This window comes from Paracoccus alcaliphilus (assembly GCF_028553725.1).
Classification (GTDB): domain Bacteria; phylum Pseudomonadota; class Alphaproteobacteria; order Rhodobacterales; family Rhodobacteraceae; genus Paracoccus; species Paracoccus alcaliphilus.
On the sequence record NZ_CP067124.1, the window covers coordinates 62,536 to 83,265 of the forward strand.

Annotated in this window: 26 protein-coding genes and 1 tRNA gene; 17 read left to right on the top strand and 10 right to left on the bottom strand. The window is 65.9% G+C overall.

The window, feature by feature from the left end; all coding sequences use genetic code 11:
- Positions 1 to 8 precede the first annotated feature (8 nt).
- Together JHW40_RS00295 and JHW40_RS00300 are read right to left on the bottom strand one after the other, a co-directional pair.
- Positions 9 to 740: a Crp/Fnr family transcriptional regulator gene (locus JHW40_RS00295; protein WP_090612316.1), complete on the bottom strand. Its 732-nt coding sequence runs from the start codon at positions 738 to 740 to the stop codon at positions 9 to 11.
- Between the two features lie 136 nt (positions 741 to 876).
- Positions 877 to 2,190 (bottom strand): FliI/YscN family ATPase, encoded by a 1,314-nt coding sequence (locus JHW40_RS00300; protein ID WP_090612318.1) that lies wholly within the window; start codon positions 2,188 to 2,190, stop codon positions 877 to 879.
- Between the two features lie 97 nt (positions 2,191 to 2,287).
- Between JHW40_RS00300 and JHW40_RS00305 the strand changes: the two genes are divergently transcribed.
- Genes JHW40_RS00305 through JHW40_RS00350 form a run of 10 tightly spaced genes read left to right on the top strand, consistent with a single transcriptional unit; the run spans position 2,288 to position 7,876 of the window.
- Positions 2,288 to 2,674, top strand: a complete 387-nt coding sequence (locus JHW40_RS00305) for a FlgB family protein (RefSeq protein ID WP_090612320.1) — start codon at positions 2,288 to 2,290, stop codon at positions 2,672 to 2,674.
- Positions 2,675 to 2,685: 11 nt separating this feature from the next.
- On the top strand, positions 2,686 to 3,078 hold the full coding sequence (flgC, locus tag JHW40_RS00310) for a flagellar basal body rod protein FlgC (protein ID WP_090612323.1): 393 nt from the start codon (positions 2,686 to 2,688) through the stop codon (positions 3,076 to 3,078).
- An 11-nt stretch (positions 3,079 to 3,089) separates the two neighbouring features.
- Entirely contained in the window at positions 3,090 to 3,368 is a 279-nt protein-coding gene (gene fliE, locus JHW40_RS00315; RefSeq protein WP_090612325.1) for a flagellar hook-basal body complex protein FliE, read from the top strand.
- Between the two features lie 8 nt (positions 3,369 to 3,376).
- Entirely contained in the window at positions 3,377 to 3,643 is a 267-nt protein-coding gene (locus JHW40_RS00320; protein WP_090612328.1) for a flagellar biosynthetic protein FliQ, read from the top strand.
- A 3-nt stretch (positions 3,644 to 3,646) separates the two neighbouring features.
- Complete coding sequence (locus JHW40_RS00325; protein WP_090612330.1) at positions 3,647 to 4,363, top strand: flagellar hook-basal body complex protein; 717 nt, start codon at positions 3,647 to 3,649, stop codon at positions 4,361 to 4,363.
- Between the two features lie 8 nt (positions 4,364 to 4,371).
- Positions 4,372 to 5,157: a flagellar basal-body rod protein FlgG gene (flgG, locus tag JHW40_RS00330; RefSeq protein ID WP_090612333.1), complete on the top strand. Its 786-nt coding sequence runs from the start codon at positions 4,372 to 4,374 to the stop codon at positions 5,155 to 5,157.
- Positions 5,157 to 5,573: a flagellar basal body P-ring formation chaperone FlgA gene (gene flgA, locus JHW40_RS00335; RefSeq protein ID WP_090612334.1), complete on the top strand. Its 417-nt coding sequence runs from the start codon at positions 5,157 to 5,159 to the stop codon at positions 5,571 to 5,573. The genes flgG and flgA overlap by 1 nt, the downstream gene beginning before the upstream one ends.
- 25 nt (positions 5,574 to 5,598) lie before the next feature.
- Positions 5,599 to 6,324: a flagellar basal body L-ring protein FlgH gene (gene flgH, locus JHW40_RS00340; RefSeq protein WP_090612337.1), complete on the top strand. Its 726-nt coding sequence runs from the start codon at positions 5,599 to 5,601 to the stop codon at positions 6,322 to 6,324.
- 9 nt (positions 6,325 to 6,333) lie between these two features.
- Positions 6,334 to 6,813, top strand: coding sequence for a hypothetical protein (locus JHW40_RS00345; RefSeq protein WP_139208155.1), 480 nt, complete (start codon positions 6,334 to 6,336; stop codon positions 6,811 to 6,813).
- Between the two features lie 49 nt (positions 6,814 to 6,862).
- Positions 6,863 to 7,876, top strand: a complete 1,014-nt coding sequence (locus JHW40_RS00350) for a glycosyltransferase family 2 protein (RefSeq protein WP_090612340.1) — start codon at positions 6,863 to 6,865, stop codon at positions 7,874 to 7,876.
- On the opposite strand, the gene rfbA is transcribed toward JHW40_RS00350, so the two are convergent.
- The 8 genes from rfbA to JHW40_RS00390 all read right to left on the bottom strand — a co-directional run bounded on the left by rfbA (position 7,843) and on the right by JHW40_RS00390 (position 15,474).
- Positions 7,843 to 8,724 (bottom strand): glucose-1-phosphate thymidylyltransferase RfbA, encoded by an 882-nt coding sequence (gene rfbA, locus JHW40_RS00355; protein ID WP_090612341.1) that lies wholly within the window; start codon positions 8,722 to 8,724, stop codon positions 7,843 to 7,845. The two genes, JHW40_RS00350 and rfbA, sit on opposite strands and share 34 nt — an antisense overlap.
- Positions 8,721 to 9,590, bottom strand: coding sequence for a dTDP-4-dehydrorhamnose reductase (gene rfbD, locus JHW40_RS00360; RefSeq protein ID WP_090612344.1), 870 nt, complete (start codon positions 9,588 to 9,590; stop codon positions 8,721 to 8,723). Before rfbD ends, rfbA begins: the two co-directional genes overlap by 4 nt.
- Positions 9,590 to 10,627, bottom strand: coding sequence for a dTDP-glucose 4,6-dehydratase (gene rfbB / locus JHW40_RS00365; protein WP_090612345.1), 1,038 nt, complete (start codon positions 10,625 to 10,627; stop codon positions 9,590 to 9,592). The genes rfbD and rfbB overlap by 1 nt, the downstream gene beginning before the upstream one ends.
- Entirely contained in the window at positions 10,624 to 11,184 is a 561-nt protein-coding gene (gene rfbC / locus JHW40_RS00370; protein ID WP_090612348.1) for a dTDP-4-dehydrorhamnose 3,5-epimerase, read from the bottom strand. The genes rfbB and rfbC overlap by 4 nt, the downstream gene beginning before the upstream one ends.
- Positions 11,185 to 11,306: 122 nt before the next feature.
- Positions 11,307 to 11,382 (bottom strand) — tRNA-Thr (locus JHW40_RS00375).
- Positions 11,383 to 11,472: 90 nt separating this feature from the next.
- Positions 11,473 to 13,176: a heme biosynthesis protein HemY gene (locus JHW40_RS00380; protein ID WP_090612518.1), complete on the bottom strand. Its 1,704-nt coding sequence runs from the start codon at positions 13,174 to 13,176 to the stop codon at positions 11,473 to 11,475.
- Between the two features lie 10 nt (positions 13,177 to 13,186).
- Positions 13,187 to 14,695, bottom strand: a complete 1,509-nt coding sequence (locus tag JHW40_RS00385; protein WP_139208156.1) for a COG4223 family protein — start codon at positions 14,693 to 14,695, stop codon at positions 13,187 to 13,189.
- Positions 14,696 to 14,808: 113 nt separating this feature from the next.
- Positions 14,809 to 15,474, bottom strand: coding sequence for a uroporphyrinogen-III synthase (locus JHW40_RS00390; protein WP_090612351.1), 666 nt, complete (start codon positions 15,472 to 15,474; stop codon positions 14,809 to 14,811).
- 66 nt (positions 15,475 to 15,540) lie between these two features.
- On the opposite strand from JHW40_RS00390, the gene tsaD reads away from it, so the two are divergent.
- The 7 genes from tsaD (at position 15,541) to lpxK (ending at position 20,726) form a co-directional block, all read left to right on the top strand.
- Positions 15,541 to 16,608 carry a tRNA (adenosine(37)-N6)-threonylcarbamoyltransferase complex transferase subunit TsaD gene (gene tsaD / locus JHW40_RS00395; protein WP_090612354.1) on the top strand — a complete coding sequence of 356 codons (1,068 nt, stop codon included), beginning with the start codon at positions 15,541 to 15,543 and terminating at the stop codon, positions 16,606 to 16,608.
- Positions 16,605 to 17,552 carry an NAD(P)H-dependent glycerol-3-phosphate dehydrogenase gene (locus JHW40_RS00400; RefSeq protein ID WP_090612356.1) on the top strand — a complete coding sequence of 316 codons (948 nt, stop codon included), beginning with the start codon at positions 16,605 to 16,607 and terminating at the stop codon, positions 17,550 to 17,552. Before tsaD ends, JHW40_RS00400 begins: the two co-directional genes overlap by 4 nt.
- Positions 17,549 to 17,824, top strand: a complete 276-nt coding sequence (locus tag JHW40_RS00405) for a YciI family protein (RefSeq protein ID WP_090612358.1) — start codon at positions 17,549 to 17,551, stop codon at positions 17,822 to 17,824. The genes JHW40_RS00400 and JHW40_RS00405 overlap by 4 nt, the downstream gene beginning before the upstream one ends.
- The gene (locus tag JHW40_RS00410; RefSeq protein ID WP_090612359.1) at positions 17,824 to 18,237 is read left to right on the top strand and encodes an EVE domain-containing protein; all 414 of its coding nucleotides are present in this window, start codon (positions 17,824 to 17,826) and stop codon (positions 18,235 to 18,237) included. The genes JHW40_RS00405 and JHW40_RS00410 overlap by 1 nt, the downstream gene beginning before the upstream one ends.
- An 88-nt stretch (positions 18,238 to 18,325) precedes the next feature.
- Positions 18,326 to 18,571, top strand: a complete 246-nt coding sequence (locus JHW40_RS00415) for a DUF4170 domain-containing protein (RefSeq protein ID WP_090612362.1) — start codon at positions 18,326 to 18,328, stop codon at positions 18,569 to 18,571.
- Positions 18,571 to 19,746, top strand: a complete 1,176-nt coding sequence (locus tag JHW40_RS00420; RefSeq protein ID WP_090612363.1) for a 3-deoxy-D-manno-octulosonic acid transferase — start codon at positions 18,571 to 18,573, stop codon at positions 19,744 to 19,746. Before JHW40_RS00415 ends, JHW40_RS00420 begins: the two co-directional genes overlap by 1 nt.
- The gene (lpxK, locus tag JHW40_RS00425; protein ID WP_090612366.1) at positions 19,743 to 20,726 is read left to right on the top strand and encodes a tetraacyldisaccharide 4'-kinase; all 984 of its coding nucleotides are present in this window, start codon (positions 19,743 to 19,745) and stop codon (positions 20,724 to 20,726) included. Before JHW40_RS00420 ends, lpxK begins: the two co-directional genes overlap by 4 nt.
- Positions 20,727 to 20,730 lie beyond the last annotated feature (4 nt).

The following is a 20,730-nucleotide window of genomic DNA, read 5'->3' on the forward strand; positions in this document are numbered from 1 at the left end:
CCGAGGCGTCAGCGGCTCAGCACCTCCATATCCAGATAGGTCGGATCGAAACGCGACAGTCGCGACAGCCCGGTCCAGTCCAGAATCGTCACCTGCGCCCCATGCCAGCGAATCAGGCCCCGGTCGCGCAGATCGCGCACCGCCCGGTTCACATGAATCGGCGAATAGCCCAGGATCTGCGCCAGCTCCCGCTGCAACAGCGGCAGCATGAAGCGATGATCCGAGGCCGCGCCCACGGTATTCAGCCGCGTATAGATCTCGCACAGCAGATGGGCCAGATGCGCGCTGGACCGCAGCGAGGATGCCGCCACCAGCCATTGCCGATGCACTGCCGCATCAATCACCGTGGACATCCACAGCAGCCGGGTCAGATGCGGAAAGTTCTCGGTGATCTCAGTCAGTTCGTCATGGTTGACGAATTCCACCTCGGTCGGACCGATGGCAATGACCGAATGTTCCAGCCCCGCCAGCACGAATCCATGCAGATCGACGAAATCACCCGGTACATGCAGCGCGGTGATGACACGTTCCTCCGGGCGCCCGACCAGCCGGTGCGACCGCGCCGACAGCCCGCGCAGCATCATGCAGCTGCGTTTCGCGAGTTTCTCGGCCGGAACGATCACCTCGCCATGGGCAAAACTGACCTGATCGGTCCGGATCGCGCGCAGGCGTGCCAGATCGGTCTCCGTCAGCCGTGCACGGCGCTGAAGATAGCGGGTAAAGTATTCTGTAAGCGCCATCCTTGCCTCTTTCACGCCGTGGCCGGACAGTTACAAATCGTCCATCCGGGCGCAACGCCTCTCGACACCGCGCTAACAATCATCAACCCTTTCCGGATTTATACTGTCAAATCAAATTGCAACGTAGTGCCCTGGGTTATCGCCCCGGCAATCGCAGGGCGTCCTCCAAAGCGGCGAAGCTGGCCTCGATGCCGGGACTGGTGCGGGTCATGAAACCGTCCAGCCGCGGGAACAGCCTGACCGCCTCGTCCAGTTGCGGATCCGACCCCGGCGCATAAAGCCCGGCGCGGATCATCAGCTCGGATTCGGCATAGGCCCCCAGCGCCGCCCGCGCCTTGCCGATCATGGCATTTTCTCCGGCCGTCGCCGCATCCGGCAGCGAACGAGAGACCGAGCGCACCACATCCACCGCCGGAAACCGCCCGCGTTCGGCGATGGTCCGGTCCAGCACGACATGGCCATCCAGCGTACCGCGCAGAATGTCGGCGATCGGTTCCTCCATATCCGATCCGGCCACCAGAACGCTGAAAATGCCGGTAATATCGCCCGATCCGTCCAGCCCCGGCCCCGCGCGTTCGGCCAGCGCCATGATCATGTTCGACACCGAAGGCGGAAAGCCGCGATAGCTGGGCGGCTCTCCGGCAGCCAGCGCGATTTCGCGATGCGCCTCGGCAAAGCGGGTGATCGAATCGGCCAGCAGCAGAACATGCCGCCCCTGATCGCGGAAATGCTCGGCCACCGCCATCGCCGCCCATGCACAGCGCCGCCGGATCAAGGGCGAGCGGTCCGAGGTCGCAGTGACGATCACCGCCCGCTTCATCCCCTCGGGGCCAAGCGTCTTTTCGACGAATTCGCGCAGTTCCCGGCCACGTTCTCCGATCATCGCGATCACCACGACATCGGCCTGCACCCCCTTTGCCATATTGGAAAGCAATGTGGATTTGCCCACGCCTGAACCGGCGAACAGCCCGATCCTCTGCCCCTGCACCAGCGGCAGCAGCGTATCGAAAACCGCCAGCCCCGTAGGCAGTCGCGACCCCAGCCTTTTGCGGCGCACGGCGGGCAACGCCTCGCAGCGGAAAGGGCGCGGAAAGGCGCCATGCGGCAAGGCCCGCCCATCCAGCGGCTGCCCCAGAGGGTCGATGATTCGCCCGATCCACGAATCGCAGGGGGCGATCACGGGCGCGTAAAGCAGCTCGACATCCGCGCCAACCGACAGCCCCTCGGTATCGCCTTCGGGCAACACCTCGGCATGGTCGGGGGCAAGGCCGATGATTTCGCCCCCAACGGTGCCGGATTGCAATGAAATCAAGACCCTGTCGCCAAATGAGGCATGGCTGTTCAGCCCCGTTATGCGGATCAGCCCGGCCCGGATCGACTGCACCCGCCCATAGAGGACCGAGGGCCTCAACTGCCTGATCCGGCGGGTGATCGATTCAAGTTTATCCATTCCGCTGTTCCTTTTGGCGCTCGGGTCATCCCGGCTCGAAACGGTTTCTAAACCAATTGGAGTTAAAACCCGGTTATCGCCACCAAGGAGAAACCGCGTGTTCGACAATATTGAAATGCTGCGCATGGCCCGTGCCCTGACCGCCCATGCGGCCCAGCGTCAGGTCGTCGTCGCCCGCAATATCGCCAATTCGGACACGCCGGGCTTCAAAACGCGCGATCTGGACAGCTTCGCCTCGACCTATCGCGACGGTCAGGCCGAACTGCGCCAGACCCGCGCGGGCCATATCGCGGCGCCCGGCTGGTCACCCGCCGGTCCGCGCCTGATCACCATCGACAGCGGCGGCGCGCCCAACGGCAACACCGTCTCGATCGAGGAGGAGATGGCGCGCATGGCCGAAACCCGCCGCGAACATGACCTGTCGGTCAATATCTACCGCTCGGCCATGAACATGATGCGCACCAGCATCGGCAAACGCAACTGAACGGAGACAGGATGAGCGACCCGATCACCCCCCTTCGCCTTGCGACCTCGGGCATGCGCGCGCAAAGCGTGCGGCTGCGTCATACGGCGGAAAACATCGCCAATGTCGACACGCCCGGCTATCGCCGCAAGCTGGTCTCGTTCGAGGAGGCGGTGCGCCTAGGCCGTCCCTCGGGCGAGGTTCAGGCATCACGCACGCAACTGGATCGCAGCGCCTTGCCGCGCATCTTCGACCCTTCGCATCCGATGGCCGACGAAGAGGGATATTACCTCGGCTCGAATGTCGATCTGGTCATCGAAATCGCCGATTCGAGAGAGGCCAGCCGCAGCTATGAGGCCAATCTTCGCGTCTTTGAACAATCACGTCAGATGAGTTCCGCGCTGATGGACCTTCTGCGCCGCTGAAAGGATTTCCCATGATTACCAACGCCATCAGTGCCTATTCCGCCGCCCGGCCCGCCATTACCCCCGGCGCGCCCGCCGATATGGTGACACGCGCCGGTCGCGCCGCCGAGGATTTCGCGCAACATCTGGCCCAGGTCGATGAGGTCGCGACCGGCGCCATGACCGGCCAGATCGAAACCCACCGGCTGGTCCAGACCATCGCCGAGGCCGATCTGGCGCTGGAAACCGTGGTCGCCATCCGTGACAAGGTAGTCGAGGCCTATCAGGAAATCCTGCGGATGCCGGTCTGAGGCCGATCATGGACGAGACCCTGCTGTTCGACATGATGCGTCAGGCCCTGCTGATCGCGGTACGTATCTCGGCTCCGATGCTGGGCGTCGCGCTGATCGCCGGGGTCGTGATCGGGCTGTTTCAGGCCCTGACCTCGGTTCAGGAAATGACGCTGACCTTCGTTCCCAAGGTCGGCCTGATGCTGATCGTCTTCTGGGTCACCATGAGCTTCATGACCACCGCGCTGGCCGATTTCTATGTCGGCCAGATCATCCCTCTCATCTCGGAAAGCTGATCCATGGATAACGCAATCTATGCCACCCTGACCCGCCAATCGGGCCTGATGAAAGAGATGGGGGTCGTCGCGAACAATATCGCCAATGCGAACACCACCGGTTTTCGCCGCGAAGGGGTAATCTTCGCCGAACATCTCAGCGCGCTGGATCGTCGCGGCGAAACCCTGTCGATGGCCCATGCCCGCGGCCGCCTGATCGATCTGCGGCAAGGCGTGCTGACCCAGACCAATGGCAGCTTTGATCTGGCGATCGAGGGCGAAGGCTATTTCGCGCTCGAAACCCCCGACGGGCTGCGCCTGAGCCGCGCCGGCGCCTTCATCCCCTCGCCCGAGGGAGAGTTGATGACTGCCGACGGCTATCGACTGCTGGATGCCGGGCAGGCGCCCGTCATGATCCCGCCGGGCGCCAGCGCCGTCAGCGTCGGAACCGATGGCACGATGTCGGCCAACGGCATCCCGTTCGGGCAGATCGGCCTGTTCGGTCAGCCCGAAGGGACACAGCTGACCCATCAGGGCGGCACCCTGTTCCAGTTGGACGCAGACCCCGAACCGCTGGAAGAGGCGCGGATCCGTCAGGGATTTCTTGAGGAATCCAACGTCGATCCCGTCTTCGAGATCACCCGGATGATCGAAGTCCAGCGCGCCTATGAACTGGGCCAGTCCTTCCTCGACCGAGAGGATCAGCGCATCCGCAACGTCATCACCGCCATGACCCGATAGGAACCACCATGAGAGCCCTTCAGATCGCCGCCACCGGCATGAGCGCGCAACAAACCCGCGTCGAGGTCATCTCGAACAACCTCGCGAATATGTCCACCACCGGTTATAATGCGCGGCGCGCGGAATTCGCCGACCTGCATTACCAGCAGGCCGTCCGCCCCGGCAGCGTTGCCGCCGCTGATGGCACCGTTATTCCGGCAGGTGTCCAGATGGGCCTTGGCGTGCGCCCGACCGCCGTCAGCATCAATCTGGCACAAGGCGCCCTTTCGGGCACCGGCGGCGATCTGGATATCGCCATCGACGGCGAGGGTTATCTGGAGGTCACGCTGCCCTCGGGGATTTCGGCCTATACCCGCGATGGCGGGCTCAAGCGGTCCCCCGAGGGGCTGATCGTGACCTCCGACGGCTATCAGGTCGTGCCCGGGATCACCATTCCCGACGACGCCCGTTCGATCGCGATCAATGCTGCGGGCGAGGTTTACGCCTATTTCTCGGATCAGGTCGAACCCGAGATGCTGGGCCAGTTCACCCTTGCCGGATTCACCAACCAGAAGGGGCTTGAGGCCATCGGCTCGAACCTGTTTCTGGAGACCGAGGCATCGGGCGCACCGCAGATCACCACCCCCGGCCTGGATGGGCTGGGCACCCTGCGGCAGGGCTATCTGGAGGAAAGCACCGTCGATGCCGTCCGCGAGATCACCGAACTGATCAAGGCGCAGCGCGGATACGAGTTGAACGCCAAGGTCATCACCGCCGCCGACCAGATGCTTGGCGCAACCACGCAGATCCGCTGATGCGTGCGCTGCTTCTGATCGTGATCCTGCTTGCACCCCTGCCCGCCGCGGCAACGGTGCTGGCCGCGGCGCGGACCCTTCCCGCAGGCACCGTCATCACCGAGGATGACCTGACCATGGCCGAAAGCAAACGCCCCGGCCTGAACGACCCGGCTCAGGCCGTCGGCAAGCAGACACGCATCACCATATACGAGGGACGGCCAATCCAGGCCTCGCTGTTGCAGGCGCCGCGACTGGTAACACGCAATCAGATCGTGCGGATCACCTTTCAGCGCGGACCGCTGCAGATTTCGGCGGAAGGCCGGACGCTGTCGGAAGGCGCCGCTGGCGATGTCATCCGGGTGCTGAACCTGGAATCGCGCAACAGCATCATGGCCCAAGTCAATCCCGACGGCAGCCTGACCGTTCTGCAATGACCCCCATCCAGCAAAGGGTGAATTCGTGAAATTCCATCTTCTTCTATGCCTGCTGCTTGCCCTTGGCGCCTGTGGCCGCGTGGCGAATATCGGGCAGGCCCCGGCCCTGACCTCACCACGCGAGACCGAGGAATTCATGGCCATGACCAACCCTCCGCTGGATCTGCCCGTGGTTTCCGGCCGTCCCGAAGCCGCCGCATCGCTTTGGGCCGGGGGCAGTTCGTCACTGATCAGCGACCGGCGCGCCTCGGTGCGTGGCGATATCCTGACCGTGGTGATCGAAATCGACGACCGTGCCGAGATCAGCAACAGTTCCGGCAGGTCGCGCAGCGCAAGCGACGATGTCAGCATTCCGCAGATGATCGGGCTGCCGCAACGGCTGGCCAGTCGCCTGCCCGAGGGCGCAAGTTTCGACGATCTGGTCGATGCAGGTTCGTCCTCGACCTACAAGGGCAGCGGCAATATCTCTCGTCGCGACAAGCTGACGCTGCGTGTCGCGGCGACGGTCATCGACAGGCTGCCCAATGGCTCGCTGCATATTCAGGGAACGCAAGAGGTTCGGGTGAATTACGAGCTGCGTGAACTGACCGTCAGCGGCTTCGTACGCCCCTCGGATATCGACCGCAGCAACGAGATCGCCTATGACCGCATCGCCGGGGCGCGGATCTCTTATGGCGGACGCGGACAGATCACGGATGTGCAGCAACCCCGCTATGGCCAGCAACTGGCCGATATTCTTCTGCCATATTGAGGCCTTGTCATGCTGCGAAGGATTATCCTGCTCGTGCTGCCCGTTCTGGCGCTGATCGCCGGTGCCTTCGCGGGTGAGGCACTGCGCCCGCCACCAGAACCCACCACCGTCGATCAGCCGGATGACGACCCCGGTTCCACCCCGACCGAGCTGCCCGTGAACGAAAACCCCGCCTGGATGAGCTTTGCGAACCAGTTCTTCGTTCCGGTCATGCGCAATGGCAATATGCGGGCGCTGATGATCCTGACGCTGTCGCTGGAAACCAGCAACGACGGGCTGACGACATTGCAATCGCAAGAGCATCGCCTGCGCGACGCGATTTTGCGCCAGTTGCTGATCGAATCCAATACCGGCGCCTTCGATGGGAACTATACCGCCGAACCCAATCTGCGCAGACTGCGTGAGGCGTTGTTGCAGGTCGCGCAGGCTGCGGGCGGTGATCTTGTCCACGCGGTCCTGATCCAGGATATCGCGCGGCAGGAGCATTAGAGCCGTTCCCCGATTGCACAGATCGCTGCAAGCGGGCAAATGTCGGACCATGACAAGTCAGCCAACCTCTGCGCGTCAGGGCGCGAATACCGCCCCCCTTGCCGCCCTGTCGGAACCCGAGGTGGTGATCCTGCTAGCGTCCTATCAGGGCGCGCGATTTCTGCCCGCTCAGTTGGACAGTATCGCGGCGCAATCGCATCGCAACTGGTCGTTGATCATCTCTGATGACGGCTCGACCGATGGCAGTCGCGACATCGTGGACCGGTTCGCCAATCGATATGGCAAACAGCGCGTTACCTTGGTGGATGGACCCTGCGTCGGGGCAACGGCAAATTTCCTACATCTGCTTCAGATCGCACCCGAGGGCAAGATTCTGGCCTTCAGTGATCAGGACGATGTCTGGATGCCGCAGAAGCTGGCCCGCGCCGTCACGGCATTGCATCAGACCACAGGCCCGACCCATTATGCGGCCCGGACCCTGATCTGCGATGAAGACCTGCGCCCCCTGGCGCAGTCCCGGCATTTCCGGCGGCCCTTCGGGTTTCGGAATGCGCTGATTCAGGCCTGCATGGCGGGGAATACCTCGGTCTTCAATGCCGGGGCCGCCCGAATTCTGAAGGCCGGGGCGATGCATGCACGCGATGCCGGGGTGGTCTCGCATGACTGGTGGGCCTATCAACTGCTGTCGGGCTCAGGCGGGCACGTCCTCCGCGATCACCAGCCGGTCCTGCATTACCGACAGCATGGCCGCAGCGAAATAGGGCGCAACGACACGGCCCTGGCCCTGATCAAACGACTGGGCATGCTGTTCACCGGCGATTTTGGCCAATGGTTGCATGCGAATACGAAGGCTTTGGCAGCGGCAGAGACGCTGACGGATGAAAACCGCCGCACACTTGCCGAATTCGGCAAGGCGCTGGAACTGCCGGGACCACTGGCTGCGGCGCGGCTGCGGCGTCTTGGGCTTTACCGGCATACGCGAGCGGGCAGCGCGGCCTTTCATGCCGCCGCGCTGGCCGGGCGATTGCGTCAGCGGCGTTCGGACAGCAGCCCCAGCAGATAGCTGCCATAGCCGTTCTTGGAAAACCGGGCCGCGCGTTCGCGCAGCATCTCGGCGTCGATCCAACCTGCGTCGAAGGCGATTTCTTCGGGGCAGCCGGTCTGCAAACCCTGCCGGTTTTCCAGCGTCCGCACGAAATTCCCCGCGTCCAGCAGGCTGGCATGGGTGCCGGTATCCAGCCAGGCAAAACCGCGGCCCATCAGCTCGACATCCAGCAGATCATCGGCCAGATAGCTTTCCAGAAGCGTCACGATCTCCAACTCGCCCCGCTCGGACGGCCGGACCTTGCGGGCGCGTTCCGGCGCGGTGCCGTCCAGGAAATAAAGCCCGGTCACCGCGTAATACGACGGCGGCACCCTGGGCTTTTCGGTGATCGACCGCACCCGGCCATCGGCGTCGAAATCGACCACGCCATAGCGCTCGGGATCGCTGACACGATAGCCGAAAACGGTGCCGCCCGACACGCGTTCATCCGCCGCCTGCAACAGCAGCGGCAAGCCGTGCCCGAAAAAGATGTTGTCGCCCAGCACCATGGCCGAAGGCGCACCCGCCAGAAAATCCTCGGCCAGCAGATAGGCCTGCGCCAGCCCGTCGGGCGAGGGTTGCACGATCCATTCGAACCGCATGCCCCACTGGCTGCCATCGCCCAGCAGTCGCTGGAACTGTGACTGATCCTCGGGCGTGGTAATGATGGCAATCTCGCGGATACCCGCCAGCATCAGCACCGTGATCGGGTAATAGATCATCGGCTTGTCATAAAGCGGCAGAAGCTGTTTCGACACGCCCATGGTGATCGGATAAAGGCGCGTGCCCGACCCGCCTGCCAGAATGATGCCCTTGCGCTGTGTCATGCTGTCCTCTCCAGTTCTGCCAGAACCTGATCCAGCCCTATGCGCCAGTCGGGGCGCGAAATGCCGAAATCGGCCATGATCCGGCTGCAATCCAGCCGCGAATTCAGGGGACGCCGCGCCGGGGTGGGATAGTCGACGGTGGCGATATCGGTGATCTGTATAGACCGACCCGCGCGAGTGAAGATTTCAGCGGCGAAACCGGCCCAACTGGTATCGGGCGCGCCGGAAAAGTGGTAAATTCCGCAGCCCCCGGCACCCTGAATCGTGCCCGCCTGCATCGCGCGGGCCATGACCAGCAGCGCATCGGCAATGGCCGCGGCCGGGGTCGGGCCGCCCATCTGATCGGCGACGATGGACAGGACATCACGCTCTGCCCCCAACCGCAGCATGGTTTTCACGAAATTCCCGCCATGGGCCGAGAACACCCAGGACGTGCGTAGAACCACCCAATTGCCGCCCGCCGCTGCGACCCCCTGTTCGCCCGCCAGCTTGGTCTCGCCATAAACGCCCAGAGGACCGGTCGCATCGCCTTCGCGCCACGGCGCATCGCCCGAGCCGTCAAAGACATAATCGGTCGAGACATGCAGGAAAGGCACGTCCAGATCCGCCGCCGCCTGCGCCATCGCCACCGGCGCATCGGCATTGACCAGCCGCGCAACCTCGGCATCGCTTTCGGCCCGGTCCACCGCCGTATAAGCCGCCGCATTGATGACCGCCGCAGGCTGATGGGCGCGGATCGCGGCCGCGCAAGCCGCAGGATCGGTCAGGTCCGCCTCATCCCGTCCCAGAAACAGCGCCCCGGGCGCCAGCCGGGCCAGCTCCCGCGCGACCTGACCGTTGCGGCCGAAAACCAGCAGCCCCTGCATCAGCCGGTCCCCAGCCGCTGGCCGACACCCTCGCGTGACAGCAGCGGCTGCCACCAGTCGCGGTTGTCCAGATACCATTCGACGGTGCGGCGCAGCCCCTGCTCGACCGTGACCGAAGGCCGCCAGCCCAGTTCATCGCGGATGCGGCTTGGGTCGATGGCATAGCGCCGGTCATGGCCGGGACGGTCCGCCACAAAGCCGATCAGCCGGTCATGCGGCGCGCCTTCGGAGTGCAATTCGTCCATATGGGCGCAGATCATCCGCACCAGATCCAGATTCGTGGCCTCGTTCTCGCCCCCGATATTGTAGCTGCGCCCGATCCGGCCCTTTTCGACGACCAGCAGCAGCGCATCGGCGTGATCCTCGACATACAGCCAGTCGCGGACATTGCCGCCATCGCCGTAAACCGGGATCGGATCGCCCGCCAGCGCCTTCAGAATCACCACCGGCACCAGCTTTTCGGGGAAATGAAAGGGGCCGTAATTGTTGGAACAGTTGGTCAGCACGACCGGCAGGCCATAGGTCTCATGCCAGGCTCGCGCCAGATGGTCAGATCCCGCCTTGCTGGCCGAATAGGGGCTGCGCGGATCATAGGGGGTGGTTTCGGTGAACTGACCGGTCTCACCCAGCGATCCGAAAACCTCGTCGGTCGAGATATGGTGGAACCGGAACCCTTCGGGGCGGCCTTCGCCGGTCCACCAGTCGCGCGCGGCCTCCAGCATGTTGAAGGTGCCGATGACATTGGTCTCGATAAAGGCCGCGGGCCCGTCGATAGAGCGGTCCACATGGCTTTCCGCCGCCAGATGCATCACGGCATCAGGCCGGTGGGTGGCAAAGACCCGGTCCAGCGCGGAGCGATCACGGATATCCACCTGCTCGAACCGATAGAGCGGGTTGTCGGCCACGCTGGCGACATTGGCCAGATTGGCGGCATAGGTCAGCGCATCGAGATTCACCACCTCATGCCCACGCCCGACCGCCAGCCGCACCACGGCCGAACCGATGAAACCCGCGCCGCCCGTCACCAGAATCTTCATGCCTTGTCCTCATACAGAAAGGGCGATCGCCAGTCGGCAAAGGGCGTGGCCGCGCGGTCCTTGTCGGACAGATGCGGGTCCAGTGCGCCCCAGTCGATGCCCAGACTGTTCCACAACACCGATCCGTCGCTGGCGTGATCGTAATGGGCGGTGCATTTATAAACCACCTCGGTATCGGATTGCAGCGTCACGAACCCATGCAGGAAGCCCGCCGGAATCCACAGCTGCCGCCCATTCTCGTAAGACAGTTCCGCCGCGACCCAACGGCCATAGCGGGGGCTGCCCCGCCTTGCGTCCACCGCCACATCCAGCAGGCTGCCGCGTCCGCAGCGCACCAGCTTGCCCTGCGCATGCGGCGGCGCCTGATAGTGCAGCCCGCGCAACGTGCCCACCTGATGCGACATCGAATGGTTGTCCTGCACGAATTCCGGCAGATCCAGCCCCGCACCCAGCAACGCCTTTCGGTTCCAGCTTTCGGAAAAGAAGCCACGGGAATCGCCATGACGCCGGGGCGTGATGATCTGAACCTCGGGCAAGTGGGTGGATTCGATCTGCATTTGTGGCACTCGGTCACTTCGGGAACTGAGCGATCAATAATGCACCCGCAAATGCAAAGCCATAGCACCTTGCCAAACAAAAACCGCGCGGCATCGGAAAATGCCGCGCGGTTTTGACGCTATGGTGCCGGTGAAGGGACTCGAACCCCCGACCCCATCATTACGAATGACGTGCTCTACCAGCTGAGCTACACCGGCATCCCATAGTGCCGCGCCGCATAGCAGGTTACGCCGCAGGGGTGAAGGGGGAAGGACGTATTTTTCGCTCCTCCCCGCCAAATAAATCGCCTAGCGCGCCTTGGCGTATTCCCCGGCCTCGGGCGGTTCGACATCGGGGCGCACCATCTGCGGCTCTGCCGGTTCGGGCGGGGTCGCGGGTTGCGTGATGGGGGCCGGTTCCGCTTCGGGTGCGGGATCGGGCATCGGCGCCGGTTCGGGCTCGGGCGCGGTCACGGGTTCCGGCGTGGTGATGGTGGTCGCGGGTTCCGCATCCTCGTAATCCGATTCGCGTGGCACCATGCCGGGCGCGACGCGCGGCTCGGCGGGTTTGGGGGCGGATGGCCCGGGCACCACGTCCGGGGCGACCGTATCGGCGACCGGCACCGGGGTTTTCGGCGTGCCCACCAGCAGCGGCAGCATCTCGGCGCCGGTGGCGGTCGGGGGCACGGCTTTTTCCAGCGGCTCGCGCCAGGTCAGCGTGTCGAAACCGTTGCAGCTGTCGCAGACCGGGGACCATTCGGCCATGATGTTGTGGCACTTGTCGCAAACCCACTGTTCCCCGCGAGAGGCGCTGAGTGCGCGGGTCAGCCAGCCGCGCACGACCGAATCATCGGCGCCCTCGCCCCGCTCGATCGCGGCCATGATCGACAGGGTACGCACCGTGGGATGCTTGACGGCCAGATCGCCCAGCTCGCGCCGGGCGCCGGGAAAGTCCTCGGCAGCCAGCAACAGTTCGGTCCGCAGCAGGCGCGACTGTTCGTGATCGGGATTCTTGCGGATCAGGGACTCGAAGCGGCGTAGGCGGGTATTGGCATTCTCATCCGGCGCGATCTCGGCATAGGCTCCGGCCAGATCGGGATGCGGACGCACCGACCATGCCTTTTCCAGAATCCGCGTCGCATTGCGGAAGTCCTTTTGCGCGATATAGCTGCGCGCGGCCAACACCGCCGCCGGGATCAGGTCGGGCGAGGCCTTGGCGGCGGAAATCGCAGCCTCTCGCGCGCTGATCGAGTTGCCATGCGCCAGCACGTCGCTGGCCTCTTGCAGGGCCAGAACCGCATCGCGGCGCATCGCCACGTCATTGGGCAATTCGCCCTGACGGCGCTTTTCCTTCAGGATCGCGCGGGCGCCCTTCCAGTCATGCTCCTTGGTCTGCAATTCCAGCAGCGTGTTCTGGATTTCCTTGTGCTTTGGCTTCAGCGCATAGGCCTTCTGCGCCAGCAGCAGCGCGGTCGTGGTGTCGTTCTGCGCCAGCTTTTGCCGCATCAGCCCGCGCACGCCGACAAAGCGGGTGCGGTCGTCATCCAGCAGGTTGCGATAGATTTCTTCAGCGCGGTGATTGTCGCCCGCGACCTCGGCGGCCTGCGCGGCCAGAAGGTTGGTGACATGCGGCCGGTTCAGGTATTTGCCCGCCTTGGCGGCCTTGTCCTGCGCCAGCTTGCCCTCGCCCGAGGCAACGGCCAGCATCCCCTCGGCCAGCGCGTCATAGCCCTTGCGTTCGCGCGAGCGGGCGAAATAGCGGTTGATCGCCGTATCGTCGCCCGCCAGAAAACGCAGGAAGGCCAGCGCCAGCCCCAGCAGCTTGAACACCACCCAGGCCAGCACCATCAGCACCAGCAGCGCGACGACGGCCTTGACCGGGGTCAGGACGATCTCGGTTCCCGCATATTCCAGCCGCAGCGCCTGCCCGGTTTCGGACAGCTGGATCGCGCCCAGGGCGATGACCAGAACAACGGCGAAAAAGAACAGGATCTTCAGTAACGACAGCAGCATGGCCATGCCCTCATTCGGTGGTGTCGGTCAGGTCCGACAAGGCGGCCCGCGCATCGCGCCAGGCGGTGGCACCGGACAGCCATTCGGCCATTGTCGGCGCATTACGGGCCGCTTCGGGCAGCGCCGTCATCTCGTCCAGCGCCTCGGCGATGCGTCCGGCTTCGACCTCGGCACCGGCGCGCGACAGGATGGCGTCGGGATCGTCGCCTTCGCGCGGGGTCACCGAACGGGCACCGGTCTGGGCGCGCAGGAAATTCGTCACGACATTGCCCCCGCCCGAGCTGTCTTCGCGCAAGGCGGCGCGAAGGGCGGCCCGAGAGGCATCGCCGAAACTTTCCTGAAGGCTGACCAGACTGGGCACATCCTGTTGCAGCGCCTCGGGCGTGGCGATCCCGGCCTGATCCAGCGCCTGCCGCGCCTCGTCGCCGCTGCTGCCGCGATCCAGCGCGGCCTGCAATGCGGCGATGGCCGCGACGGCCTCGGCCCGGCGGGTGCTTTCGACGGCGGCGGCCTGCAACTGCTCGGCCTCGGCCTGGGCGGCACCGATCTGCTGGCTGGCCTCTTCGGCGGCCGAGGTGATGCGCTGTTCAAGCTGATCGGCCTGTTCCGCCAGCGCCTGAATCCGCTCGACGGCGGCGGGGTCAAGTTCCGGCCCGGCCTGCATCTGGTCGATGCGGCCCGTCTGATCCTCCAGCTGCGCACGCAGATCGGCGATGTCCTGACGCAATGTGTCGATGGCTGCCGGGTCGCCTGCCTCCGGCTGACCCTCATCCGTGGCCGTTTGCGCGGGCTGGGCATCCGGCGCGGCCTGCAATTCGTCCAGACGCGAGGACTGATCGTCCACGCGGGCGCGCAGATCGGCGATTTCCTGACGCAGCGTGTCGATGTCCTGCACATCCGCCGCGCCGGATTCGGCACCTTCTGCGGGGGCTGGCATCTCGATCGAGGCGGCGAAATCATCGACCAGTTGCTGCGCGCTTTCCTGTGCGGCGGCAACGGCCTCGGCCACGACTGCGTCGGCGTCGATCGCGGCCTCGTCGGCGGGCAACCAGCCTGCGGGCAGATATGGCAGGGCATAGATCGTGGCGGCAGATCCCAGCCCGGCGGCCACGACACCGCCCAGAACCACCGGCCAGAAGCCGGTCTTCTGCACGGTCACGCGCTGCACCGGGGCGGGGGTCGGCTCGGACCGCGCGGGTTTTGCCGGTTCGGCATCCGCCGCTTTCGGCACCAGCGGCACAGCGCGGGCCGAATCGTCGCCTTTGGCCGAATCGTCGCTTTTACCCGCGTCATCCGGTTTACGCGCCGCCGCAGGGCGCCCATCGGTGGAATCGCCCAGCAGCGTCGAATCGACCGGGCTGATCTCTGCGCCGCGGGGCATGGCCGCGTCGCCGCGTCCGGTTCCCACATCGGTCGTTGCGATCACGCCGGGCGCTGCGGCCTGTTTTTTCGCCGTGTTTTCCGGTTCGGCAGGGCTGTTGGCCTTGTCCGACGGTTTGGTTTCGTCTGCTCTGGTCAAAATCAAGTCCCCGTAAACATCCGCGTAAACATCCGCCGCATCATTCCGTCACGCAGTCCCGGATATTGCCGCACAGCCTAATCAGCCGGTGGGCTTTGCTCAACCCGCCGCAATCACGATTGTTCCGAGACGGCCAATGACCGACAGGCATCCGCCATCGCCTCTATATCCGCCGTGGCGGCCACCGCCTGCCGCTGCGCGGGTGCCCGCCATTGCGCCATCGCCGCCGGACTGATCGCCACAGGCCACAGCGGCGCCCGCGCCTGCACCACCGCCGCCGAGACCAGCTGCGACGAACGTGGCGAAAACAGCGGCAGCAGCAGCGGCGCATCACCTTGCAGCAACGCAACGGCCTGATCGTTCAGCGGCAGCGCCAGCTGGTCATAGACCACCATGCCGGTCACCGGCAGCCTGCGGGCCAGATGCCGCCCATGCGGATGGATCAGCGGCATCGGCGCGGCCTCGATCAACGGAATCAGGCTTTCGGCAAAGCCATTGCCATGCTGCACCGTAAACCCAGCCGCCGCCGCGATTTCCGCCGTGCGGCGGCCCACGCAGATCGCCAGCCTGCCGCGCCCCGCACCCGCCGATGCCACCGCGTGACCCGAGGTGAAGATCAGCCCCTCGGCCCCGGCCAGCCGCGAGGCGTCATGTTCGACCGGCACGATCCGCAGGATGGGCGAGATCACCGCCCGGAACTCCGGCAGCATCGCGGCAAAGCGGCGCGAATCCGCTTCGGGGCGGGTCAGCAGTAAAACGGGACGGCTCCCTGTCGGCATTGGCTTTTCCCATCGGACGGTGCTAGGGCGTCAGGGGTAAGCGCCATTCCCCCGCCCGGCAAGAGCATGGACGATCTGATCTTTCTTGGCATCGAGAGCAGTTGCGACGATACCGCCGCCGCCATCGTCTGCGGTGACGGGCGGATTCTGGCCTCGGTCGTCGCGGGTCAGACCGAATTGCACTCCGATTTCGGCGGCGTGGTTCCCGAAATTGCCGCCCGCGCCCATGCCGAGCGGCTGGATGTGGTGGTCGAACAGGCCTTGTCGCAGGCCGGGGTGACGCTGGACGATCTGACCGGCGTGGCGGTGACGGCGGGACCGGGGTTGATCGGCGGTGTCATGGCGGGGGTGATGATGGCCAAGGGCATCGCGGCGGGACGCAGCCTGCCGCTGGTCGGCGTCAACCATCTGGCCGGCCATGCGCTGACCCCGCGGCTGACCGATGGCGTCGATTTTCCCTATCTGATGCTGCTGGTCTCGGGCGGGCACTGCCAGTTCCTGCGCGTGAACGGGCCGCAGGATTTCACCCGTCTGGGCGGCACCATCGACGACGCCCCGGGCGAGGCCTTCGACAAGCTGGCCAAGCTGCTGGCCCTGCCCCAGCCTGGCGGCCCCTCGGTCGAGGCCGAGGCCATGCGCGGCGATCCCGACCGTTTCGACCTGCCCCGCCCGCTGCTGGACCGGCCCGGCTGCGACATGTCATTTTCGGGGCTGAAAACCGCCGCCCTGCGCCTGCGCGACCAGTTGATCGCCCAGCAGGGCGGGTTGCACCAACAGGACCGCGCCGATCTCTGCGCCGCATTCCAGACGGCGGTGGCCGAGGTTCTGGCCGAAAAATCCCGCCGCGCGCTGGCCGCCAGCCCGGTCCCGCTGCTGGCCGTCGCGGGCGGCGTGGCGGCGAACGGACAGATCCGCGCCGCGTTGCAGCAGGTGGCGGCAGGCGCGGGGGCGCGGTTTCTGGCCCCTCCGCTGCGGCTTTGCACCGATAACGGCGCCATGATCGCATGGGCGGGGATCGAGCGTTTCCGGCTGGGCCATCGCGACGGCATGGATCTGGCCGCCCGGCCCCGCTGGCCGCTGGACGGGCGCGCCGCGCCGATGCTGGGCAGCGGCAAGAAGGGGGCCAAGGCATGAGCATCGCGATCATCGGCGCGGGCGCATTCGGAACGGCGCTGGCCGTGGCGCTGTCGGCCAACCGCCCGGTGACGCTGTGGGGGCGCGATACCGGCTGGGCCGGAACACGCGAGAACCCGCGCCTGCCGGGCGTTTCCCTGCCCGATACCATCACCATCACCGACGATCTGATGCTGGCCACCCATGCCGATACGCTGCTGCTGGCCCTGCCCGCCCAGACGCTGCGCGGCTTCCTGACCAGTCATGCGGCGCTGTTCGCCCGCAAGGTGCTGGTCAGCACCGCCAAGGGCATCGACCTGACGCGGCTGACCGGGCCTTCGACGCTGATCGCCGAGACCTGCCCGCAGGCCACTATCGCCGTGCTGACCGGGCCATCATTCGCTGCCGATATCGCGCGGGGCCTGCCCACCGCCCTGACGCTGGCCTGCGCCGACGCAACGGCAGGCCGGGCGCTGCAACATGCGTTGTCCACACCGGTGCTGCGGCTTTACCGCACGACCGATGTCTCCGGCGCGGAACTGGGCGGGGCGCTGAAAAACGTCATCGCCATCGCGGCGGGCACCGTCATCGGCGCAGGCTTCGGCGACAGCGCACGGGCGGCGATCATCACCCGCGGATTCGCCGAAATGACCCGGCTAGCGACCCGGCTGGGCGCCCGGCCCGAAACGCTGACCGGCCTGTCGGGCCTTGGCGATCTGACGCTGACCTGCACCTCGGCCCAATCGCGCAATTTCCGCTTTGGTCAGTCGCTTGGCACGCGCGCGGAGTTTGACAGCCGCACCACCGTCGAAGGCGCCGCCACCGCCCGCGCCGTCGCCGCCCTTGCCGCCCGGCTGGGCGAGGAAATGCCCATCGCCGCCATGGTCGCCCGGCTTGCCGAAGGCGCGGTTTCGGTGGAAAACGCCATGGAAACCCTGATGACCCGCCCCCTGAAGGAGGAATGATGCCCTATTTCGCTTTGATCTGCCGCGACAAATCCGGCGCTCTGGACACCCGCATGGCCAATCGCGAGGCCCATCTGGCCTATGTCGCGGAAACCGGCGCGGTCCTGTTCGGCGGCCCGATGATCACCGATGGCGAGATGCGCGGCTCGCTGCTGGTGATCGAGGCCGACAGCATGGACGCCGCCCGCGACTGGGCGGCGCAGGACCCTTACGGTCTGGCCGGGCTGTTCGATTCCGTCGAGATCACCGAATGGAAGAAGGTGATCGGCTGATGCGCTACTGGCTTTTCAAATCCGAACCCGATGTCTTTGGCTGGGATCATCTGGTTGCCAAGGGCGATCAGGGCGAGGAATGGGACGGCGTGCGCAACTATCAGGCGCGCAACTTCATGCGGGAAATGAAGCTGGGCGACCGCGGCCTGTTCTATCATTCGAATATCGGCAAAGAGGCCGTGGGCATCGTCGAGGTGATCGCCGAGGCCCATCCCGACAGCAAGGCCGCCGATCCGAAATGGGAATGCGTCGATGTGAAGGCCATCAAGCCGCTGCCCCGCCCGGTCTCGCTGGATCAGGCCAAATCCGAGCCCCGGCTGAAGGACATGGTGCTGGTCAACAATTCGCGCCTGTCGGTCCAGCCGGTGACCGAGGCCGAATGGAAAGTCGTGATGGAGCTGGCCGGGTTGTAGCGCCCGGCCCGCGCCCTAAACTCGTTTCATCCCGCACCGGCGCCGCGACAGGCGCAGCACCGATGCAGCAGACAGGCAAGGAGACCTCATGCCCCAGCGACTTCACCTCGTTTTCGGCGGCGAACTGATCGACCCGCAGCGCACCGAATTCCGCGACACGTCGCAGATCCACATGGTCGGTATCTTTCCCGATTATGCCACCGCCTATGCCGCATGGAAGGCCGAGGCGCAGCGCACCGTGGACAGCGCCCATACCCGCTATTTCATCGCCCATCTGCACCGCCTGCGCGACGAGGAAACCGCCGCCAGCCCGACCGAGGAACTGGGCGCCTGATGGCGATGGCCGGACTGGGGCGGCTGGGCCTGTGGCTGCATCTGCGGCGGCAACAATCCCCCGCGCCCGGCCCGGCCACCCTGCCGCCGGGCGATGGCCCCCTGCTGCTCATGCGCGCCACGCCCGAGGCCCATTCCGCCGCGACGCAGGTGGGCGCAAGGCTGCTGCGGTCGCGCCGCGATCTGCGTATTCTGGAACTGGGCGGCGACATCCCCGACCCGGCCGAAGATCCGGCCGCAGCCGGCGGGTTGCTTGACCAGACCCGGCCCTTCGCGCTGCTGCTGCTGGGGGCGGACCTGCCTGCGGGGCTGATCACCGCCGCCACCGACCGCCGCATTCCCATCATTCTGGGCGACACCCATCTGGACCCGAAGGATTCCGGCTGGTCGATGCGCGCCGCCATGCGTCGGGCCTTGCTGTCGGATATGCGGGCGATCATGCTGACCGACGCCGCCAGCTATGACATTGCCTGCCGGATGGGGCTGCCGCGCGAATTGCTGACCGTGACCGGTCCCGTCACCCAGATCCACGAACCCTTGCGCTGCACCGAGGCCGAGCGTGAGGGCTTTGCCAGCTTGATGTCGGGCCGCCATGCGTGGCTGGCCGCCGCCATACCGCCCTCGGAAGAGGCCGCCGTGCTGGAAGCCCATAACGCCGCCCTGCACCTGTCGCATCGCGCGCTGCTGTTTCTGGTGCCCGACACGGCCGAGCGCGCCGACGCCCTGGCCGCCGAGATCGAGGCCAGCGGACTGATCGTCGCCCGCCGCACCGCCGATGACGAGCCGACCGAAGACGTGCAGGTGATGATCTCGGACGGGCCAACGGAAATGGGGCTGTGGTATCGTCTGGCACCGGTCACCTATATGGGTGGCACGCTGTCGGGCGACGATGAAAACAGCCGCAACCCGTTCGAGCCCGCCGCGCTTGGATCAGCCATCATCCACGGCCCGGCAACGGATCGCTTTGCAACCGAATGGCGGCAGCTGGACGGCGGGGGTGCCGCGCGGCGCGTAAGTGACGCCGCCGAACTGGCCACCGCCATAGCCGAGCTGTCGCAACCCGACCTGACCGCCTCGCTTGCCAGCAGCGCATGGACCATCAGCACCGGCGGCGTCGGGGTCGCCATCCAGATCGCCGAGCCGGTGCTGGCCGTTCTGAGGGAAGCCAAACCATGAGACGCGCCCCCGATTTCTGGTATCATCGCCCGCCCGCGCTGACCGCCCGGCTGCTGTCGCCGCTTGGCGCGCTTTACGCACGGGCAACGGCGCGGCGTCTGGCCCAAGGCGCGCGCGTGCGGGTCGGCGTGCCGGTGATCTGCGTCGGCAACCTGAACGCAGGCGGCACCGGCAAGACGCCGACGGTCATCCATCTGCAACAGTTGCTGATCGGGCGGGGGATCGCGGCGCATGTCGTCTCTCGTGGCTACGGCGGCAGTCACAAGGGTGTGCTGCGCGTCGACGAACGCCACCACGACGCCGCCCTGACCGGGGATGAGCCGCTGCTGATGGCCGCCTTCGGGCCGGTCTGGGTCGCGGATGACCGGCTGTCGGGCGCGCGCGCGGCAGTGGCCGACGGGGCGCAGGCGATCATCCTCGACGACGGGTTTCAGGATCCGGCGCTGGCGCATGACCTGTCCATCGTGGTGGTCGATGCGGCAAGGGGCTTTGGCAACGGTTTGTGCCTGCCCGCCGGTCCCCTGCGCGAACCCGTCCCCGCCGGGCTGGCCCGCGCCGATATGCTGCTGTCCATCGGCCCGCCCGAGGCGCAGGCCCGGTTCCAGCCGCCATCCCCCACACCGCCGCGCCTGCAAGCCGCGCTGGTGCCGCTGCAAACCGGCATCGACTGGCAGGGCCATCGGGTGCTGGCCTTCGCGGGTATCGGCCATCCGGGGAAATTCTTTGCCACCCTGCGCGGCCTTGGTGCCGAACTGGTGCGCGGCGAGGCGCTGGACGATCACCAGCCCTTCACCCCCGCCCTGCTGACCCGGCTGGAGACCGAGGCGCGGATGACCGGCGCCCAGCTTGTCACCACCGAAAAGGACGCGGTGCGCCTGCCCCGGCATTTCCGGCCCCGCGTTCTGGCGCTGCCGGTCCGGCTGGCGCCGGACGATCCCACGCTGCTGGACCGGGCGCTGGGGCGGATCCTGCCGGGCTGAACCG

Bases quoted from the DNA above. Each gene is read 5' to 3' on its own strand.
- lpxK (WP_090612366.1), top strand. From the start codon at position 19,743: ATGAGACGCGCCCCCGATTTCTGGTATCATCGCCCGCCCGCGCTGACC.
- rfbA (WP_090612341.1), bottom strand. From the start codon at position 8,724: ATGACACAGCGCAAGGGCATCATTCTGGCAGGCGGGTCGGGCACGCGC.
- JHW40_RS00415 (WP_090612362.1), top strand. From the start codon at position 18,326: ATGCCCCAGCGACTTCACCTCGTTTTCGGCGGCGAACTGATCGACCCG.
- JHW40_RS00295 (WP_090612316.1), bottom strand. From the start codon at position 740: ATGGCGCTTACAGAATACTTTACCCGCTATCTTCAGCGCCGTGCACGG.
- JHW40_RS00405 (WP_090612358.1), top strand. From the start codon at position 17,549: ATGATGCCCTATTTCGCTTTGATCTGCCGCGACAAATCCGGCGCTCTG.
- JHW40_RS00325 (WP_090612330.1), top strand. From the start codon at position 3,647: ATGGATAACGCAATCTATGCCACCCTGACCCGCCAATCGGGCCTGATG.
- flgC (WP_090612323.1), top strand. From the start codon at position 2,686: ATGAGCGACCCGATCACCCCCCTTCGCCTTGCGACCTCGGGCATGCGC.
- rfbD (WP_090612344.1), bottom strand. From the start codon at position 9,590: ATGCAGGGGCTGCTGGTTTTCGGCCGCAACGGTCAGGTCGCGCGGGAG.
- JHW40_RS00320 (WP_090612328.1), top strand. From the start codon at position 3,377: ATGGACGAGACCCTGCTGTTCGACATGATGCGTCAGGCCCTGCTGATC.
- fliE (WP_090612325.1), top strand. From the start codon at position 3,090: ATGATTACCAACGCCATCAGTGCCTATTCCGCCGCCCGGCCCGCCATT.
- JHW40_RS00380 (WP_090612518.1), bottom strand. From the start codon at position 13,176: ATGCTGCTGTCGTTACTGAAGATCCTGTTCTTTTTCGCCGTTGTTCTG.
- JHW40_RS00400 (WP_090612356.1), top strand. From the start codon at position 16,605: ATGAGCATCGCGATCATCGGCGCGGGCGCATTCGGAACGGCGCTGGCC.
- JHW40_RS00410 (WP_090612359.1), top strand. From the start codon at position 17,824: ATGCGCTACTGGCTTTTCAAATCCGAACCCGATGTCTTTGGCTGGGAT.
- JHW40_RS00390 (WP_090612351.1), bottom strand. From the start codon at position 15,474: ATGCCGACAGGGAGCCGTCCCGTTTTACTGCTGACCCGCCCCGAAGCG.
- rfbB (WP_090612345.1), bottom strand. From the start codon at position 10,627: ATGAAGATTCTGGTGACGGGCGGCGCGGGTTTCATCGGTTCGGCCGTG.
- JHW40_RS00350 (WP_090612340.1), top strand. From the start codon at position 6,863: ATGACAAGTCAGCCAACCTCTGCGCGTCAGGGCGCGAATACCGCCCCC.
- JHW40_RS00420 (WP_090612363.1), top strand. From the start codon at position 18,571: ATGGCGATGGCCGGACTGGGGCGGCTGGGCCTGTGGCTGCATCTGCGG.
- rfbC (WP_090612348.1), bottom strand. From the start codon at position 11,184: ATGCAGATCGAATCCACCCACTTGCCCGAGGTTCAGATCATCACGCCC.
- tsaD (WP_090612354.1), top strand. From the start codon at position 15,541: ATGGACGATCTGATCTTTCTTGGCATCGAGAGCAGTTGCGACGATACC.
- JHW40_RS00345 (WP_139208155.1), top strand. From the start codon at position 6,334: ATGCTGCGAAGGATTATCCTGCTCGTGCTGCCCGTTCTGGCGCTGATC.
- flgA (WP_090612334.1), top strand. From the start codon at position 5,157: ATGCGTGCGCTGCTTCTGATCGTGATCCTGCTTGCACCCCTGCCCGCC.
- flgG (WP_090612333.1), top strand. From the start codon at position 4,372: ATGAGAGCCCTTCAGATCGCCGCCACCGGCATGAGCGCGCAACAAACC.
- JHW40_RS00300 (WP_090612318.1), bottom strand. From the start codon at position 2,190: ATGGATAAACTTGAATCGATCACCCGCCGGATCAGGCAGTTGAGGCCC.